The following is a 17,029-nucleotide window of genomic DNA, read 5'->3' on the forward strand; positions in this document are numbered from 1 at the left end:
GATTCGAGGTGTGGAGGGACTCGCAGAAGCCGATGCGCTACGGCCGTGGCATGCGCGCCTGCTCGACGCCCCACAGCAGCAGCACGAGCGCGGCAAGGCCGCCCCCGGCCGCGCACACTCCGGCCCACCCGGCGGCGGAGTGCACGACGCCCGAGAGCGCCGAACCCGCCGCGCCGCCCAGGAAATAGGCGGTCATGTAGGCCATCGTGATCCGGCTGCGGGCCTCGGGACGCAGCCGGTAAAGGACGCCGAGGTTGGTCGCCTGGGCGCCCTGCACACCGAAGTCGAGCAGCAGCACCCCGAGCACCAGGCACACCAGCAGGTGCCCCCCGTCCAGGGCGAGCAGCCCCCAGGCGGCCAGGTTCGCGGCGTACAGCAGGGTCGAGGCCAGCCGGTCCCGGCCGCGGTCCACCAGTGGCCCCATCGCCCGCGCGGCCAGCGCCCCGGCCGCCCCCAGCAGCCCGAACGCGCCGATCAGGGCCTCGCCGTACGCGTACGGCGGCTCGGCCAGCAGGAACGCCGCCGAGGTCCAGAAGACGCTGAAGGAGGCGAAGGTGAGGAAGCCGTACAGGCAGCGCAACCGGAGCAGCGGCTCCTGGCCGACCACCGAGACCACCGAGCGCAGCAGGGCGAAGTAGCCGAGCCGCTCGGCGGGTTCGAGGTCGGGCAGCAGCCGCCACAGCAGCGCCGCGAGCACCAGCATCCCCACCGCAGCGACCGCGAACACCGAGCGCCAGCTGCCGGTCCACTCGGCCAGCAGGCCCGCGCCGGTGCGGGCGAGCAGGACGCCGAGGAGGACCCCGCTGAGCATCCGGCCGGTGACCCGGCCGCGTTGCTCGGGCTTGGCGAGCGCGGCGGCGAACGCCACCAACAGGGGGGCGCCCACCGCCGACACCGCCATCAGACCGGACAGCACGACCAGTGCGGCGACCGAGGGCGCGGCGGCCGACGCGGCCTGCCCCAGGGCGGTCGCCAGCAGCATGGCCACCAGCAGCCGGCGCCGGTTCACCGTGTCGCCGAGCGGCACCAGCAAAGCGAGGCCCACGGTGTACCCGGCGGTGGACGCCGTGACCACCAGGGACGCGGCGGTGCTGCCGACGCCGAACGCCGAGGCGATCGAGGTGAGCAGGGGATGCGCGTAGTAGATGTTGGCCACCGCCAGACCGGCGGCCACGGCGAACACCGTGACCAGCCGGTCCGGCAGTCCACCGGCCGGGCGCAGCGCCCCCGGGCCGGCATGGGTTCCCTCGACCCAGGCCGAAGCCGAGGCCGGGGCTGAGGCAGCCCCATCGCCGCCGCTCGACACGGCTGCCATGTGCCGTTCCTTCCGGCGGACCTGAACTGCCGGACGGAGCCTGGCGATACGGCCTCCGGCCGAGCGGATCGCGGCGATGGGTGTCGTCATGGAACCAGCACGATCTTTCCGGTGGTGCGGTTGGACTCGCCGTACTCGTGCGCCTTCGCGGCCTCGGCGAGCTTGAACACCTGGTCCACGCGCACCTTCAGCCGCCCCGCCTCGACCAGCGTGGCGAGCGCTTCGAGCCCGGCGTGGTCGGGCTCGACCAGGAAGCCGGTCACCCGGACGCCCAAGCTCGCGGCGAGGGTGGTCAGTTCGGGACTGACGTGCCCGATCACGGTGATCAGCAGGCCGCCCGGGCGCAGGGTGCGCAGCAGGTCGAAGCTGTGCTCCCCGCCGAGCAGATCGAGGACGACGTCCTGCCCGGTGACCGTGTGGTGCAGCGGACCCGCCGTGTAATCGACCGGGTGGTCCACGCCGACCTCGCGCAGGAAGTCGTGCTTCTCCGCGCGGGCGGTGCCGGTGACCTCGGCGCCGTGCGACCGGGCGATCTGGGCGGCGAGATGGCCGACGCCGCCCGCCGCCGCGGTGACCAGCACCTTGTCGCCGAGGCCGATGCGCGCGGTCTCCACCAGCGTCTGCCAGGCGGTGAGCCCCGCCAGCGGCAGCGCGGCCGCCTCCTCGAAGCTCAGCCCCTCGGGCTTGCGGGCGAACTGCCGTGCGGGCGCGGTCACATACTCGGCGTACGCCCCGCCCGGCCGGGGGAAGCCGATGAGGCCGAACACCTCGTCGCCGGGCTCGAACCGGGTCACCCGGGGCCCGGACTCCACGACCCCCGCGACATCCCAGCCCTGCACGAACGGCGGGGCGCCCAGGGCGCCGGACGGGAACACTCCGGCGCGGATCTTCCAGTCGACGGGGTTCACACCCGCCGCCGAGACCCGCACCAGCACCTCGGTGGGCAGCGGCTGCGGGCGCTCGACCTCGGTCAGGCGCAGCACGTCCGGGGCGCCGACCCCGGTGGTGACGGCGGCATTCATCGGTACGGCGGTCATCGGCCGCTCCGCTCGTCGAGATAGGCGGCCCACTCGGACAGCTTCTGGCCGAGGACCAGATCGCCCTCCGGCACTTCGATGCCGTACGCGCGCTGGATGTACAGGGCGATCTCGATCAGCGTGAGCGAGTCAAGCGAGAGGTCCTCCAGAGTCCGCTCCGGATCGACCTCCTCGATGGGGATCTCGGCCTTGTCGGCAATGAACGCGACCAGTCCGGGATAAGCCGTGACAGGCATCTCGTACTCCCTCCTCGGAGCCGTGCTCCGGGGCATGCGTGGATCGGTTGAGGCGGGGGTGAACGGTGTGCGGGCGTCGCCGGGCTGGGTGGGGGGCGGCGAAGAAGGTCAGGCGGCGGCCGAGCCGGCAGCGCCGCGGTACTGAAGGCCCTCCGGCCAGGTCAGGGTGATCGCGCCCCAGGTCGTGCCGGCGCCGAAGGCGGTCAGCAGCACCTTGTCCCCGGCGCGCAGCCGCCCCTCGCCGTGGGCGTCGTCCAGGGCCAGCGGAATGGAGGCCGCGGCCGTGTTGCCGGTGTGGCCGATGTTCACGTACGCCCGCTCCTGGCCGATCCCGAGCTGTTCGGCGACGGCGTGCAGGATGCGCACGTTGGCCTGGTGGCCGACGAGGAGATCCACCTCGGCGGTGGACCAGCCGGTGCGGTCCAGGACGGTCCGGGACGCCTCCGTCATCCGCAGCACCGCGTTCTTGAACACCTCGCCGCCGCGCATGGTGAGGTACTGGTCCTCGCGCAGCGCCGCGCTGTGATGGCTGCGCTGCCTCGAACCCCCGGCCGCCACCCGGATCAGATCGGCCTGCATCCCGTCACTGGCGAGTTCGGTACGGCGCAGCGCGCCCGGCTCGTCGGCCCGCCCCGCGCGCAGCACCACCGCGCCGGCGCCGTCGGCGAAGATCGGCGCGGTGTTGCGGTCGTAGGGGTCGACGATGGTGGTGAAGGCGTCGGCGCCGACCACCAGCACGCTGTCCGCCACCGAGGCGGCGATCAGCCCGGCGCCGGTGGCCAGGGCGTACAGGAAGCCCGAGCAGACGGCCCCCACGTCGAAGGCGGGGACGGTGCCGAGCCCGAGGCCCGCGGCGACGGTCGGACCGGTCGCCGGGCACGGGTGGTCCGGAGTGGCGGTGGCGACCACCACCGCCCCGACGTCCGGGCCGCCCGCCGAGTCCAGGGCCCGCCGGCCGGCCTCGATGGCGAGGTCGCTGGTGGCGCCGCCGGGGTCGACGATCCGCCGCTCGGCTATGCCGGTGCGGGTGCGGATCCATTCGTCGGAGGTGTCCATCCGGGCGGTCAGGTCGTGGTTGGTGACGACCCGGGGCGGCAGTGCGGAACCGAGGCCCGCGAGAACGGCGGTGGGTGCCGTCATCGCACGATCACCGACGCCCGGTCGGACTCGGTGCGCATGTCGAGGGCCTCGTACTCGGCCTGCGCCTTGGCGATGGCCTCCTCGGGCGACATCAGCGCCGGCAGGTCGAACAGCCGGGCGATCTCGACCAGCCGCTCCTCGACGGTGCCGCCCACCACGTGCGCGGGGATGCCGAGTTCGGCGGCGACCTCCAGCAGCCGCTCGTCGGCCATGGAACGGAACCGCTCGTTGACCGGGCGGTGCCCGTCGGCGGCCAGCGCCAGCTCGTTGGGAAGGTGCACGAAGACGTCGTACGTCTGCTTCACGTGCTGCTTGAAGGCGACGCCCAGCTGCTCCATGACCGCGTCGAACACCCGGATGTCCGCGGTGCGCTCGACGCTCTCCAGCTCGCTGAGGTGCACGGAGTCATTGGGGTTGATGCCGACGACGACGCGCACCGCGCCGTAGATCCACTCCTGGAGGGAGGAGCCGTCGGAGATGAACGAGCCCTCGAAGCGGCTCTCGTGGACGGCCCGGTCCACATGGCGGCGGACGATCAGCTGGACCAGCTCGGCCGCGGTGCACTGCTCCAGGGTCTTGCCGGGCACGGCCTCGGGCAGCAGCTCCCGCATGGTGCGGGCCCGGGTGCGCGGAATTCCCACGTAATGCGCGAGGGCGTAGGAGGTGAGGGTCTTACCGGAGGAGTAGGTGCCGGATATGGCGATACGCATGACAGGCTCCAGTTCTGAAATGTGGCCGGGTTCTGAAAGGTGGCCGGTAAATCAGTCGGTCAGCCGGTGCGCGACAGAACAGCGCACGGTGTTTCCGGCGAGTCGGCCGACAATGTCGGCGGCCCGCCAGGTCTCTTCGTCCCGTCGTAGCAACGTGCTGTTCTCCAGCCGTACATCGAGCGGGGTCTCGTAACGGATGGGTTCGGGTTCCGCGCTCGCCTGGAAGACGGTCGTGCGCATCCACAGCGTGTTGCTGGCGCCGCGGGAGATCCCGTCGGTCTCGTACAGCAGGATCTGGCCGAGCTGAAGGCTCGTCACGAAGGTGTCGATCAGCCCGACGAACGGCTGGTACAGCCCCTCGGTGCCCTCGGTCGCCAGCACGCTGCCGGGCTCCTGGGCCACGTCCACGACGGCGGAGGCGTGCGCCTCGGCGACCCGCACCGCGACCTTGCGCACGCTCTGCGTCCGGGCCGCGAACCCGGTGCCGTAGTACTGCCGTTCCACCGGCCCGAGCAGCTCCGCCGGGCAGCTGTAGGCGGCCGTGGCGACCGGGTTGCGGGAGGTGTCCGCGGGCAGCGGATGGCGCAGGTCGGTACGGACCCGCATCGCTCCGACCATGGTCTGGAGCCGGGACACCGCCTCGTCCTCGCCCTCCGGGACCGGCACGCCCAGCACGGTGGTGCGCACCGGAAGACCGGTCAGCTCCTCGTCGGGCTGGCTGCCCGCCTTGATCCGCACCGACAGCACCCGTCCCGCGCGCCGGCTCTCCGGGCCCAGGCCCAGCGCGTGGGTGAGGGCGGCCTCGCTCAGGTGCACGGCGATGATCAGCCCGTCGACGGTGCTCAGATGCGGACGCAGATCACCGCGCGTCTTCGCCTTCCTCGACCAGTCGGCCGGGTACACGACGTCCAGCCGGCTGCCCAGTTCCGTGGGCGCGTCCCGGCCGCCGGTCAGCTCGACCTTGTCGTAGCGGTATTGCACGCGCCGGAATCCGGAACCGAAGAATCTCTTTTCGCCGGGCCCCAGATAGTCGTCGACCGAGTCGAGGAGTAATTCCTTGGCGGGCAGCATTCCAGTCAACGCGCACTCCCTTTTTCTCGGTCCGCTTCTTGGTGGGTTCGAAGCTAGCCGAAAATTTTCGCCGCAACGTGAGTCGGTTCATGCGGTTACTGCCAACACCACCCTGGACACCACCAGTTGCCGACCTTTTCCGGGCCGGGCGGAATTGACTAGCGTCGTGGGTGTTCGCGGTCACGGATTCCCGTGCCGCACACGGGGAGGCAGCCATGTCCGTCAGCACGCTCGGCCCCTGGGCCGTGACTCCCGAGTTCAGACACCAGCAGCTCGTCTCCAAGATGGGGATCGAGCTGGTGCGCTGCGAGCCGGGACTGGTCATCGGCACCATGCCCGTGGACGGCAACCGGCAGCCCGTCGGCATCATGCACGGCGGCGCCAACGCCGTACTGGCGGAGACCCTGGGCTCCCTGGCCGCGTTCCTGTACACCGGACCCGGCGGCCACGCGGTCGGCCTGGACCTGTCCTGCACCCACCACCGCTGGGTGGCCGGCGGCACGGTGACCGGTGAGGCCCGTCCCCTGCACGAGGGCCGGACCACCGCCACCTACGAGATCGTCATCACCGACAGCTCCGGTCGACGCACCTGCACCGCCCGGCTGACCTGCGCCGTGAGCGTCCGCAATCACCATCGAAGAGAGGCCAACACCCCATGTGCCACAGCACCGACAGCAGGCCCCCCGCCGTCGAGAACCCCGGCAGCGTGGCCGAGGAGGGGCTGATCGAGCTGACCTCCCAGGACGGAACGGCGTTCACCGCCTTCCAAGCGCGGCCGGGTGAGCCCAACGGACGCGGCGTCGTGATCCTGCCGGACATCCGCGGCGTCCACGCCTACTACCAGGAGCTGGCCCGCCGGTTCGCCGAGGCCGGGTTCGCCGCCGTCGTCCTCGACTACTACGGGCGTACGGCCGGACTCGGGCCGCGCGACGACGAGTTCGAGTGGCAGCCGCACTTCAAGCAGCTGGTGCCGGACAGCGTGGCCGAGGACGCCGCGGCCGCGATCGCCCACCTCACCGAGCAGAACCCGGGCGTCACCGTCTTCTCGGTCGGCTTCTGCCTCGGCGGCGGCCACTCCTGGCGGCTCGCGGGCAGCGGCCTCGAACTGGCGGGCTCCATCGGTTTCTACGGCCTTCCCGGCCTCGCCGAGGACCGCCTGCCGGACATCTCCGCCCCGCTGCTGCTCCTCCTCGCGGGCGACGACGTCGCCACCACCCAGGAGGACTTCACGGCCTTCCGCGGCAAGCTGGACGACGCGGGCAAGGCCTACGAGTACAAGATCTACGACGGCGCCCCGCACTCCTTCTTCGACGGCGGCTCCCCGGAGTGGAAGGACATCAGCGCCGACGCGTGGCAGCGGCTGCTGGACTTCACGGCGCGCCACGCGGAGCCGGCCGCATGACCAGCGAGGTCCGCGGTACCCGCAGTACCCGCGATATTCGCGACGAGCAGCGCGGCAACCCCCGCTTCGAGCGCGGTCACGCCAAGCTGCTCGAACTCGGCGACTCGGGTGACGCGATCTTCACCGCGCTGGCCGACGTGGCCCCCGACATGGGCCGCTATGTCGCCGAGTTCGTCTTCGGCGACCTCTACGGCCGGGGCGGACTGGACGACCGGCAGCGGCAGTTGGTGACCTTGGCGCTGCTGACCGCGCTCGGTGACACGGAGCGCCAGTTCGCCTTCCATCTCAACCTCGCCCTGAACGCGGGCGTCGAGCCGCAGGAGGTGGTGGACGCCCTCGTGCACGGCCTGGCCTTCGTCGGCTTCCCGCGCACCTTCAACGGACTGAGCACGGCCAAGCGGGTGTTCGCCGAGCGGGGGCTGCTGCCGGTGGCCGAACCGGCGGACGCCGAACCGGCCGTGGCCGAGAGCGCGGCGGCCGGCTGACAGCTCCCGCCCCGCGCGTGCCCTCACCCCCCGTCGGCCCGCGCGGGGCGGGTGCCTTCCAGATCTCACGGAGGACGTTTTGCGACGACGCACAGCCGCGTTCCTCGACGTCGACGGCACCGTCATCAACGTCACCAGCATGTTCCGGTTCCTGGAGTTCCGGCTGGCCGCGGAGGGCCATCCCCCGTCGGCGTACCGCTACGAACGCCAGCGCCTGAAGGCCATGACGGCGGCGGGGGTGCCGCGCGCGGAGACCAACCGCGCCTACTTCGCCTCGTACGCGGGAGCCGATGTCCGCGAGATCGCGGCGCTGGCCGAGGAATGGTTCCGCGCCGAACTGGACCGGGGCGACTTCTTCAACGAGCAGGTGGTCGAGGCGCTGCGCGCGCACCAGCACGCGGGGGACCTGATCGTGCTGGTCTCCGGCTCCTTCCGGGCCTGCCTGGCCCCGATAGCCCGGTACCTCGACGCCGACGTCGTGGTGTGCTCGGACCCGGAGACCGCGCACGGCAGATACACCGGCCGGGTGGAGCGCCCGATGATCGGCGAGGCAAAGGCGGAAGCGGTCCGCACCCTGACGACCACGGCCCGCCTGGACCTCCCCACCTCCACGTCCTACGGCGACCACACCTCCGACCTCCCGCTGCTGCGCATGACGGGCCGGGCGGTGGTGGTGGGCGAGGACCCGGAGATGCGAGAACAGGCCCGCCGCCACGGCTGGACGGTCTGGCCCCGCCACCACCTCCCGCAGGACTCTCAACTGGCACACAGCCGCCACCCACGTCCCTGACGGCAGCCGTCCCTACGCTCACGCCCATGACGGGAAACCACAAGGACACCTCGACCACCCACCGCCGCGCCCTGGCGGTGGAGAGCGAGGACGGCTCGACCGCGAACGACGCCCCCTCGTCATCGTCGTAGGTACGAAGATGACGAGCCGCGAGGACGAAGCACTGGCGCGGGCAGCGGTCACCGCGCTGACGGACCAGTTGGCCCTGACCTCGAAACCGGGCCTCCCGGACCGCTCCCACCCCACCCACCACACCCTGCGCTGGTCGGCAAAGTCCCTGACTCCCGGCCTCGCAGCAATGGCAGCAGCGGCCCGCCGAACCGGCGAGCCAACTCCAGGCCTACGCGCGGAACTGGGCGCGATCGGCCGCTGCACAGAACACTCCGTAACGCTTGCAGGCGGCGGCCACCGAGGCGCCCTGTGGACACTGGGCCTACTGGTGGCGGCAGCGGCGATAAACCCGACCGAGCCCACAGCCACGGCAAAGCGCATCGCCGCGTTCCCCGACAAGGGAGCCCCGCGCAGACCTTCCAGGGGTTCATCGGTGTCCGCGAAGTACGGCGCGGCCGGCGCAAGGGGAGAGGCCCGCGCGGGCTTCCCACACGTACGGCGAGCACTGGACGCCCTCACCGCCGGCACCCCAATGCCTCAGTCCCGCCTGAACGCCCTGCTCACCATCATGTCCACCCTCCAGGACACAGAACTGCTGTACACGGCGGGCCCATCAGGTCTACGACACGTACAGGCAGGCGCGAGAGAGGTCCTGGAGGCAGGCGGAACAGAAAGTGCCGCCGGGGCAAAAGCCCTGACGGCACTGACCACAGACCTGCACACCCGAGGCTGGACGCCCCGGGGGAGCGCGGGCCTACTGGCGGGGGCACTGTTCCTGGAAGAACTCAGCCCTTGAGCGAAGCCATCCACGCCTCGACCTCGTCCGACCGCCGAGGAAGCCCAGCAGACAGATTCCGGTTGCCGTTCTCCGTCACCAGGATGTCGTCCTCGATCCGGACCCCGATGCCCCGGTACTCCTCCGGCACCGTCAGGTCGTCGGCCTGGAAGTACAGGCCGGGCTCGACCGTCAGGCACATCCCCGGCTCGAGCACGCCGTCGACGTACGTCTCCACCCGCGCCGCCGCACAGTCGTGGACGTCCATGCCGAGCATGTGGCCGGTGCCGTGCAGCGTCCAGCGCCGCTGGAGGCCCAGCTCCAGGACCCGCTCCACGGGGCCCTCGACAAGGCCCCACTCCACGAGCTTCTCGGCCAGCACCCGCTGCGAGGCGTCATGGAAGTCCCGGTACTTCGCGCCGGGCTGCACCGCCGCGATCCCGGCCTCCTGGGCCTCGTACACGGCGTCGTAGATCTTCTTCTGGATCTCGGTGTACGTGCCGTTGATCGGCAGCGTGCGCGTCACGTCCGCGGTGTAGTACGTGTGCGTCTCCACGCCCGCGTCCAGCAGGAGCAGGTCGCCGGAGCGCACCGGGCCGTCGTTGCGCACCCAGTGCAGCGTGCAGGCGTGCGGCCCGGCCGCGCAGATGGAGCCGTAGCCGACGTCGTTGCCCTCGACCCGCGCCCGGAGGAAGAACGTGCCCTCGATGTAGCGCTCGGAGGTGGCCTCGGCCTTGTCGAGGACCTTCACCACGTCCTCGAAGCCGCGCACCGTGGAGTCGACGGCCTTCTGGAGCTCGCCGATCTCGAAGTCGTCCTTGACCATCCGCGCCTCGGACAGGAAGACCCGCAGCTCCTCGTCCCGCTCGGCGGTGACCTTGTCCGTCAGCGCGGACTCGATGCCGCTGTCGTAGCCCCGTACGACACGCACCGGACCCGTCGCCTCGCGGAGCTTGTCCGCCAGCTCGCGCACATCCGACGCCGGGATGCCGTACAGCGTCCCGGCCTCGGTCAGCGAGTGCCGGCGGCCGACCCACAGCTCGCCCTGGCCGGAGAGCCAGAACTCGCCGTTCTCGCGGTCGGAGCGGGGCAGCAGGTAGATCGTCGCCTGGTGGCCGTCGGCGACGGGCTCCAGGACCAGGACGCCGTCCTCGGTCTGGTTGCCGGTCAGGTAGGCGTACTCGACCGAGGCCCGGAAGGGGTACTCCGTGTCGTTCGAGCGGGTCTTCAGATTGCCCGCGGGGATCACCAGACGCTCGCCCGGGAAGCGGGCCGACAGGGCGGCGCGCCGCTTGGCCGTCTCGGCGGCCTGAGGGATCGCCGCCAGATCGCGCAGCTCCGTGTCGGCCCAGCCGGACTTCATGTTCTCGGCCAGCTCGTCGGACACGCCCGGGTACAGGCCGTTCTTGCGCTGCTTGATCGGCTCCTCAGACTCTTCCGGGGTCTCCGGCGTGAGCTCTTCCGCCACGGTCATCCTCCTTGATACGGCACTGGACCCCCTCCATCGTACGGTTGCACGGAAGGGGGCCCAGGGCCCGAGGACCTGTTACCGACCTCACTCGAAGCGGGCCGCCAGCAGCACCACGTCCTCGGCGCTGTCCGCCGCGTCAAGACCGTCCGGCAGGACCGTGCGCAGGACGTGCTCCGCGATGGCGTCCGGGTCGTTCCGGATCGCCCGGGGCACGCTCGCCGCCGCCGTGTGCAGCCGCGCGAAGGCCCGGTCCGTGGCGTCGCCGGTACGGTGCAGCAGCCCGTCGGTGTAGAGCAGAACCGTCTCTCCGGGTTCCGCCTGGAGCTCCACGCTCGGCGCCTCCCAGCAGGCCAGCATGCCGAGCGGGGCGGAGACGGAGGTCTCCACGAACTCGGTGCGCCGCTCGCCGATCAGCAGCGGCGGGCAGTGCCCGGCCCCGGCGAGGGTGAGCTTGCGCAGCGCGGGTTCGCAGTACGCGAACAGCGCGGTCGCCGAGCGGGCGGGCTCGGTCAGCCGCAGCAGCAGCTCCAGATCGGACAGGACCGCCACCGGGTCCTCGCCCTCCATCACGGCGTACGCCCGCAGCGAGGCCCGCAGCCGCCCCATCGCGGCGACCGCGCTCGGCCCCGATCCGGTGACCGAGCCGACCGCGAGCCCGAGCGCCGCGTCCGGCAGCGGCAGCGCGTCGTACCAGTCGCCGCCGCCCAGCGGCCCGGTGCGGTGTCGGGCGGCGAGCTGGACCCCGGGCACCCGGGGCAGCCGGGAGGGGAGCAGCTCCTCGGACATCGTCGCCATGCACGCGCGCGTGCGCTCGACCTCCAGCAGCCGGGCGAGGTGCTCGGTGGCGTAGCGCGTGTACAGACCGACGAGGTGCCGCTGCCGCTCCGACGGCTCGGCGGGCTCGTCGTAGAGCCATACGGCGGCCCCGAGCCGGCCCGCGGTCTCGGTGTGCAGGGGGAGTGCGTAGCTCGCGGCATAGCCGAGGCGCGCGGCCACCTCGCGATGGCGCGGGTCGAGACCGTCCTCGGCGAACAGATCGGGCTGCGCGATCTCCCCGTCCCCGCCGGGCAGTCCGTCGAGGATCCTGCCGTACGACATGGAGCCGCGCGGCACGGTCTCGATGTGCCCGAGGTCCGCGCGGGCGAGGCCCAGGCCGACCGTGGTGTCCGGGCCCCGTCCGTCGGCGGGCTCCAGCACGACGAGTCCGCGCCGGGCGCCGACGAGGGCGGACCCGGCGCGCAGCAGCTCCTGGAGGGCGTCTGACAAGGAGGCCGTTCGAGCCAGCCGCTCGGTGAGTTCATGGAGCGTGGTGAGGTCGGAGACCCAGCCTGCGAGCCGGTCCTGGAGGAGCAGTCCGGGGGCGCCGGGGGTGGCCGCGACTGTGACGGGAGTGGTGACTGTGGGCTCCGAGGCCACGGGCGCGGGCGCGACAGTGTGTGCGGGCGAGGGAACCGTTGAATCGATTCCGGCCACTTTCGGAGGGTGAGGGGCGTTCATGTCGTCCGGCTTTCCGACCGGTGCGTATTGCTCAAAAGCATCGCAAACCCCCATGTCATTCTGCGCCGCTACAGTGTCTCCACATGTACACGCACTCGTGAGGGGATGTCCAGCATTGTCCTGCCGGGATTCCTGGTGTCCATGGGTAACGAGCGCACATCTCCCCGACCCCTTGCGGAAAGGCAAAGTTGGCTTAAAACTGCCTCAGGGAACGCCTTATTGCGGTCGACTGGCCTTGCTCCACGGAGCGTCACAGCGGTCGTGATGGGTACGTACTCGGAGAAGGCCAGGGGTGGTTGACAGTCACCCGGAACCTGGTGGCGGACCCGGGCGTCTTAGCCACCGACGACCGTGCCCCATCCTCCCGTGGCGGAGGCGAAGAGAAATACGCGGGACGGCAAAACGCCAGACTTCGCCACCCCACGCCACGCCCATGCTTTTGATAGACGCAGGTATGGACGAGGCTGCCGCGGACGCAGCCAACGCTCGGCCCATAGGGGTTCCCCTTGCTCGCAGCAGGGGTGTGATGCGCCAACAGGTACGCACAGTGAAGTGATCGACACATGGTGTGATGTGGACCACGGTGTTGCCAGCGGTGCAACGGAAAGGAACGAGCGCTCATGCGCGAGATCCTCGGAAGGCGACGCAGGCTCCTGTCCCAGCGCAGCGACGGGAGGCCTGAGTTGCTCAGCGCGGCCCTGACCTTCGCGACTCAATGGCAGTGGCCCGTACTCCCGGGTGTGACGGCGGACCCGCAGGGGCGGTCCCGCTGCGGCTGCCCCGACCCGGAGTGCACGGTGCCCGGTGCGCACCCCTTCGACCCCGGCCTCCTCGCGGCCACCACCGACGAGCGCATGGTGCGCTGGTGGTGGACCAACCGCCCGGCGGCACCCATCGTCCTGGCCACCGGCGGCAACGCGCCCTGCGCGGTCAGCCTGCCCGCCCTGCCGGCCGCCCAGGCCCTGGCCGCGCTCGACCGCAACGGCATGCGGCTCGGCCCCGTGATCGCCTCGCCCACCCGCTGGGCGCTGCTCGTCAAGCCGTACTCCATGGAGCAGTTGGGCGAACTGCTCTACGCCAAGGACTTCGTCCCGGGTTCCCTGCGCTTCCACGGCTCGGGCGGCTATCTCGCCCTGCCCCCCTCCGAGACCGGTCAGGGTGCCATCGGCTGGGAGCGCGCGCCGCTGCCCGGCTCGGCCTCCCCGTGGGTACCGGACGTGGAGGCCGTGGTGGACGCCGTGGTGGAGGCCCTCACTCGTACGGGTGTGAGCGCACCCGAGTTGTAAGGGTGTCGGGCGCGCGCCGGACGGGGCGCGCGCCTCACGTCGTTATCTTCCGTCTCATGAACCTGCGTCTTCTTGCCCTTGCGGGCGTCGCGGTGTGCGCGGTGGCGCTGCCGCTGGCCGTGGCGTCCGCGGGGCAGGTCGGCGAAGAGAGCGGCCGGGTCACGGCGCCCGCCTCCCCCGCGCCCACTTCTTCCGTGCCCGCCGATGCGAAGGCGTCCTCCCCCTCGCCGCTGAATCTCGGCCTCGGCCTGGCCACCGCCGCCCGCTGCGGACCCGAACTGACCTCCCCCGAGGGCATCGAGGCACAGACCTGTGTGCTCACGCAGGGCGAGGAGACCTGGGCGCGCACCTATTACCGCAACACCACCGGCGGGGCGCTGGATTCGGTGCTGAGCCTGATGGGTCCGGCCGGGCGCACCGTGCAGATGCGCTGCGCGGTGGGCGCCGAGGACGAGCCGGGCACCTGCGAGACGCCTCGCGAGCGGACCCGGGGCGACCTGGACGGCTACACGGCGGTCGCGGAGTTCGCGTCCCACGCCGGACAGGGCCCGCTGTTGCTGCGTTCCGGCAGCAATTCCGGTGCGTCCACCGGCGGTTGACGACCTGCCGCGCTCTGTACAGTTCCGTGCCCATGCAAAGACCCGGTTGCTGGCGACGGGGGATGCACCAGCAACCGGGCTACTGGAACGGTAACAAGAGATCGGCCGTTCGCAAATTCGATCTGGGCTTTCCGGTCACCGATTTCCCTGTGCCGACGGGGAGTTGTGATCGGATTCACCAGTTTCGAGCGCCCCCCTGGCGGCTGACCGGTCGGTCAGCCGCGGGGAGCTTCTTCCTGTGCGTCAGCTGAGCGTGACCTGGCGGTTGGTCAGGCCGCCCCGCGCGCGGCGCTCGTCCGCGGTGAGCGGGGCGTCGGCCGCGAGGGCGGCGGTGAGCCGCTCGGCGAACTCGGCGGCCGGCTTCTCCACGTCCTGGGCGCCGATCCCGCTCGGCAGGTCCCAGACCGGCACCGTCAGGCCATGAGCGCGGAAGGAACCCACCAGACGGGTGCCCTCGCCGAGGTTGGACTTCCCGGCCGCGTGCAGCCGCGCGAGTGCGTCCAGAAGCTGCTCCTCGGGGTACGGCATGACCCAGCGCAGGTGGTTCTTGTCCGGCGTCTCGCACCAGTACGCGGCGTCCACGCCGGTCAGCCGCACGGTCGGGATGGCGGCGGCGTTGGCCCGCTCCAGGGAGGCGGTGACCTCCGGGGTGGCGTTCTCCGCGTCCGGGACCCAGAACTCGAAGCCCGCGTGCACAACTGGCTCGAACGTGCCATCGGCGTCGAGCAGATCCTGGAGTCGCGGACCGTCGGCCGGGGCACGCCGGGCCTGGACCGGGGAGCCGGGCTTGGACTCAAGGGCGCGCTGGAGGGTGTCGGCGAGGTCGCGGCTGATGTCGCCGGACGCCGTGTCGTTCTGGAGGCCCAGCAGGACCGAGCCGTCGTCGCGGCGCAGCGCGGGCCAGGCCATCGGCAGCACGGTCGCGAGCGTGACGGAGGGAACGCCCTCGGGCAGACCGCCCTTCAGCGGCAGCGTGACGGTGGCGGCGGGCACCAGCTCGCGCAGGGCGACCCAGTCGCACTCGCCGGGCAGCCCCTCGAAGGGGCGCTGCACCAACTCGGTCACGGCCTCGGCGGCCGCCTTGCCGTGACACGCCTTGTAGCGGCGGCCACTGCCGCACGGGCAGGGCTCGCGCGCGCCGACGACCGGGATCTCTCCGTCGGTGAGCTGTGGCCGCGTGGCCTTCGTCTGGGGGCGCTTCTTGGCCATGAGGGGTCTCCCGGAAACGGCTCGTCTCGTACGGCGGGAGCCTAGCTGTTCACGCCATGACCGACGCGACCCTGTGGACAACGCGTCGCTGTCCCCTCCGTCGCCCGGGTCAGTCCAGGTCGTCGAAGGCGTCCGCGAAGTCCAGTTCGGGGATCGAGGCGACGGCCGGAGCGGCGACGCGCGTAGCGAAGTCATGGTGGCGGTGAGCCGCATTGGAGTCATGCACTATGACCCACACGGTGACCTCACCCCGGGCGTCGTCCCGGACACCCCAGTCGTCGGCCAGCGCGGTGATGATGTTGAGCCCGCGGCCGCCGTGCGCGGTGACCGAGGGCGTGGCCGGAGCCGGGCGGGTGGGCCCGCCGCCGTCCGTCACCTCCACCGTGAGCCGCCCGGCGGCGTCCACCCGCCACGCGGCCCGTACGTCACCGTCCCCGGCCAGGGCGTCGCCCAGTGGTCGGCCGTGTTTGCACGCGTTGCTCAAGAGCTCGGAAAGGATCAGTACGGCGTCGTCGATGACCGATTCCGCCACACCACCCATGCGCAATTGTTCGCGCATCCGGTGTCTCGCTTTCCCCACGCCCGCAGGGCCATGGGGTACGGCCATGCTCGACGACGTGGGCACCTCCTGTGCCACCACCAACGCCACCCCCGAGACCTCCTTCGCCCCACGCCACGGTGTGGATGCCCCAATGGCCTGTACCGGAAACCGGCCAATCCATGTCCGGTGACGCATTCGCAACGATCGAATACGGAACGAACGCGCCGGAGCACTCCCTGTAATTGCCTGGCTGGAAATCGACGGTGTGGCCGAGATGTGGAGGATGGGGCCGATGGGACCACTGGGTCAAGAGGTCGTACAGAGGTAGTACTGAGGCGGTACCGGGACAGATGGGTTCGCGCAGCTCAGCGGCCGAGCTGGTGCAGCACCGCGCGGGGGCGGTTGGTGATGATGGCGTCGATGCCCAGTTCCACGCAGAGGTCGACGTCTTCTGGCTCGTTCACGGTCCAGACGTGCACCTGGTGACCGGCCCGCTTCAGCCGCTCGACATACGCGGGGTGATTGCGCACGATCCGGATCGAGGGTCCTGCGATCCGTACGCCCGCGGGCAGCCGTCCGTCGCGCAGCCGGGGCGAGACGAACTGCATCAGATAGACCGTCGGCAGCGTCGGCGAGGCGGCACGCATGCGGTGCAGCGAACGCGCCGAGAAGCTCATCACGCGGACCGGCGACTCCTGCGCGGTGGCCGGGGAGTCCAGGCCGAACCGCTTCAGCAGATGCAGCAGCCGCTCCTCGACCTGGCCCGCCCAGCGGGTGGGGTGCTTGGTCTCGACGGCCAGCTCGACCCGGCGCCCGGCGTCGGCGATCAGCTCCAGCAGGCGTTCCAGGGTGAGGACGGAGGTGGCCTCGCGGTCCTCGGGGCGGTGCTCCCAGTCGGGCTCCTCGTCCCGGTTCTTCCAGGAGCCGAAGTCGAGGGCGGCGAGTTCGGCCAGCTCCAGGGCGGAGACCGCGCCGCGGCCGTTGGAGGTGCGGTTGACGCGGCGGTCGTGGACACAGACGAGATGGCCGTCCGCGGTGAGGCGGACATCGCATTCCAGGGCGTCCGCGCCGTCCTCGATCGCCTTCCGGTAGGCGGCCAGGGTGTGCTCGGGGGCGTCCTCGGAGGCTCCGCGGTGGGCGACGACTTGGGGCGAGTGCTGCCGTGCGTGGGTCACCGCGTCATGGTGCCACCGAGTGGGGGTAGGCGTGTCGACGGGAGGCGATGGCATTATTCCCTTTTGCTGAGTAATGACCCATATAAAGAAAGGCCTCGGACCCACAGCCACCGCTTATGGTGCTCTGACGGCCCGTGGGAAAAGCTGACGGCATACAAAAAGACCTGCACAGCTGAAAC

18 protein-coding genes are annotated in these 17,029 nt (G+C 71.2%); 7 read left to right on the forward strand and 11 right to left on the reverse strand.

Features of this window, described 5'->3' with window-relative positions; genetic code table 11:
• Positions 1-37 precede the first annotated feature (37 nt).
• From BN159_RS22665 to BN159_RS22690, 6 genes are all read right to left on the reverse strand, one after another.
• A complete protein-coding gene (locus BN159_RS22665; protein WP_015659334.1) occupies positions 38-1,315 on the reverse strand; it encodes an MFS transporter in 1,278 nt (425 codons plus the stop codon).
• 86 nt (positions 1,316-1,401) lie between these two features.
• Complete coding sequence (locus BN159_RS22670; RefSeq protein ID WP_015659335.1) at positions 1,402-2,352, reverse strand: NADP-dependent oxidoreductase; 951 nt, start codon at positions 2,350-2,352, stop codon at positions 1,402-1,404.
• Positions 2,349-2,588 (reverse strand): acyl carrier protein, encoded by a 240-nt coding sequence (locus tag BN159_RS22675; RefSeq protein WP_015659336.1) that lies wholly within the window; start codon positions 2,586-2,588, stop codon positions 2,349-2,351. The genes BN159_RS22670 and BN159_RS22675 overlap by 4 nt, the downstream gene beginning before the upstream one ends.
• Before the next feature lie 108 nt (positions 2,589-2,696).
• Positions 2,697-3,728 carry a beta-ketoacyl-ACP synthase III gene (locus BN159_RS22680; RefSeq protein WP_015659337.1) on the reverse strand — a complete coding sequence of 344 codons (1,032 nt, stop codon included), beginning with the start codon at positions 3,726-3,728 and terminating at the stop codon, positions 2,697-2,699.
• Positions 3,725-4,438, reverse strand: coding sequence for an AAA family ATPase (locus tag BN159_RS22685; RefSeq protein WP_015659338.1), 714 nt, complete (start codon positions 4,436-4,438; stop codon positions 3,725-3,727). The genes BN159_RS22680 and BN159_RS22685 overlap by 4 nt, the downstream gene beginning before the upstream one ends.
• A gap of 51 nt (positions 4,439-4,489) precedes the next feature.
• Positions 4,490-5,509: an AvrD family protein gene (locus BN159_RS22690; protein WP_015659339.1), complete on the reverse strand. Its 1,020-nt coding sequence runs from the start codon at positions 5,507-5,509 to the stop codon at positions 4,490-4,492.
• 215 nt (positions 5,510-5,724) lie between these two features.
• Between BN159_RS22690 and BN159_RS22695 the strand changes: the two genes are divergently transcribed.
• The 5 genes from BN159_RS22695 to BN159_RS44145 all read left to right on the forward strand — a co-directional run bounded on the left by BN159_RS22695 (position 5,725) and on the right by BN159_RS44145 (position 9,093).
• Positions 5,725-6,234, forward strand: coding sequence for a hotdog fold thioesterase (locus tag BN159_RS22695; RefSeq protein WP_015659340.1), 510 nt, complete (start codon positions 5,725-5,727; stop codon positions 6,232-6,234).
• Complete coding sequence (locus BN159_RS22700) at positions 6,165-6,911, forward strand: dienelactone hydrolase family protein (RefSeq protein ID WP_041819661.1); 747 nt, start codon at positions 6,165-6,167, stop codon at positions 6,909-6,911. Before BN159_RS22695 ends, BN159_RS22700 begins: the two co-directional genes overlap by 70 nt.
• On the forward strand, positions 6,908-7,396 hold the full coding sequence (locus BN159_RS22705) for a carboxymuconolactone decarboxylase family protein (protein WP_015659342.1): 489 nt from the start codon (positions 6,908-6,910) through the stop codon (positions 7,394-7,396). Before BN159_RS22700 ends, BN159_RS22705 begins: the two co-directional genes overlap by 4 nt.
• 79 nt (positions 7,397-7,475) lie before the next feature.
• Positions 7,476-8,186: an HAD family hydrolase gene (locus BN159_RS22710; protein ID WP_015659343.1), complete on the forward strand. Its 711-nt coding sequence runs from the start codon at positions 7,476-7,478 to the stop codon at positions 8,184-8,186.
• A 139-nt stretch (positions 8,187-8,325) separates the two neighbouring features.
• Positions 8,326-9,093, forward strand: a complete 768-nt coding sequence (locus BN159_RS44145) for a triphosphoribosyl-dephospho-CoA synthase (RefSeq protein WP_015659344.1) — start codon at positions 8,326-8,328, stop codon at positions 9,091-9,093.
• Here the strand turns inward: BN159_RS44145 and BN159_RS22715 are convergent.
• A complete protein-coding gene (locus tag BN159_RS22715; protein ID WP_015659345.1) occupies positions 9,083-10,540 on the reverse strand; it encodes an aminopeptidase P family protein in 1,458 nt (485 codons plus the stop codon). The genes BN159_RS44145 and BN159_RS22715 overlap by 11 nt on opposite strands.
• 87 nt (positions 10,541-10,627) lie before the next feature.
• Entirely contained in the window at positions 10,628-12,040 is a 1,413-nt protein-coding gene (locus BN159_RS22720; RefSeq protein WP_015659346.1) for a PP2C family protein-serine/threonine phosphatase, read from the reverse strand.
• Between the two features lie 620 nt (positions 12,041-12,660).
• Here BN159_RS22720 and BN159_RS22725 point away from each other — a divergent pair.
• A complete protein-coding gene (locus tag BN159_RS22725; RefSeq protein WP_015659347.1) occupies positions 12,661-13,326 on the forward strand; it encodes a bifunctional DNA primase/polymerase in 666 nt (221 codons plus the stop codon).
• 56 nt (positions 13,327-13,382) lie between these two features.
• Positions 13,383-13,925, forward strand: a complete 543-nt coding sequence (locus tag BN159_RS22730; RefSeq protein ID WP_015659348.1) for a hypothetical protein — start codon at positions 13,383-13,385, stop codon at positions 13,923-13,925.
• Positions 13,926-14,168: 243 nt separating this feature from the next.
• Here BN159_RS22730 and BN159_RS22735 read toward each other — a convergent pair whose 3' ends face one another.
• The 3 genes from BN159_RS22735 to BN159_RS22745 form a co-directional block, all read right to left on the reverse strand.
• Positions 14,169-15,134: a DUF5926 family protein gene (locus BN159_RS22735; RefSeq protein ID WP_015659349.1), complete on the reverse strand. Its 966-nt coding sequence runs from the start codon at positions 15,132-15,134 to the stop codon at positions 14,169-14,171.
• A 109-nt stretch (positions 15,135-15,243) separates the two neighbouring features.
• Positions 15,244-15,870: an ATP-binding protein gene (locus BN159_RS22740; protein WP_078599024.1), complete on the reverse strand. Its 627-nt coding sequence runs from the start codon at positions 15,868-15,870 to the stop codon at positions 15,244-15,246.
• Positions 15,871-16,040: 170 nt separating this feature from the next.
• Positions 16,041-16,850: a glycerophosphodiester phosphodiesterase gene (locus tag BN159_RS22745; RefSeq protein ID WP_041819665.1), complete on the reverse strand. Its 810-nt coding sequence runs from the start codon at positions 16,848-16,850 to the stop codon at positions 16,041-16,043.
• Between the last annotated feature and the right edge of the window lie 179 nt (positions 16,851-17,029).

Source organism: Streptomyces davaonensis JCM 4913, assembly GCF_000349325.1.
Classification (GTDB): Bacteria; Actinomycetota; Actinomycetes; order Streptomycetales; family Streptomycetaceae; genus Streptomyces; species Streptomyces davaonensis.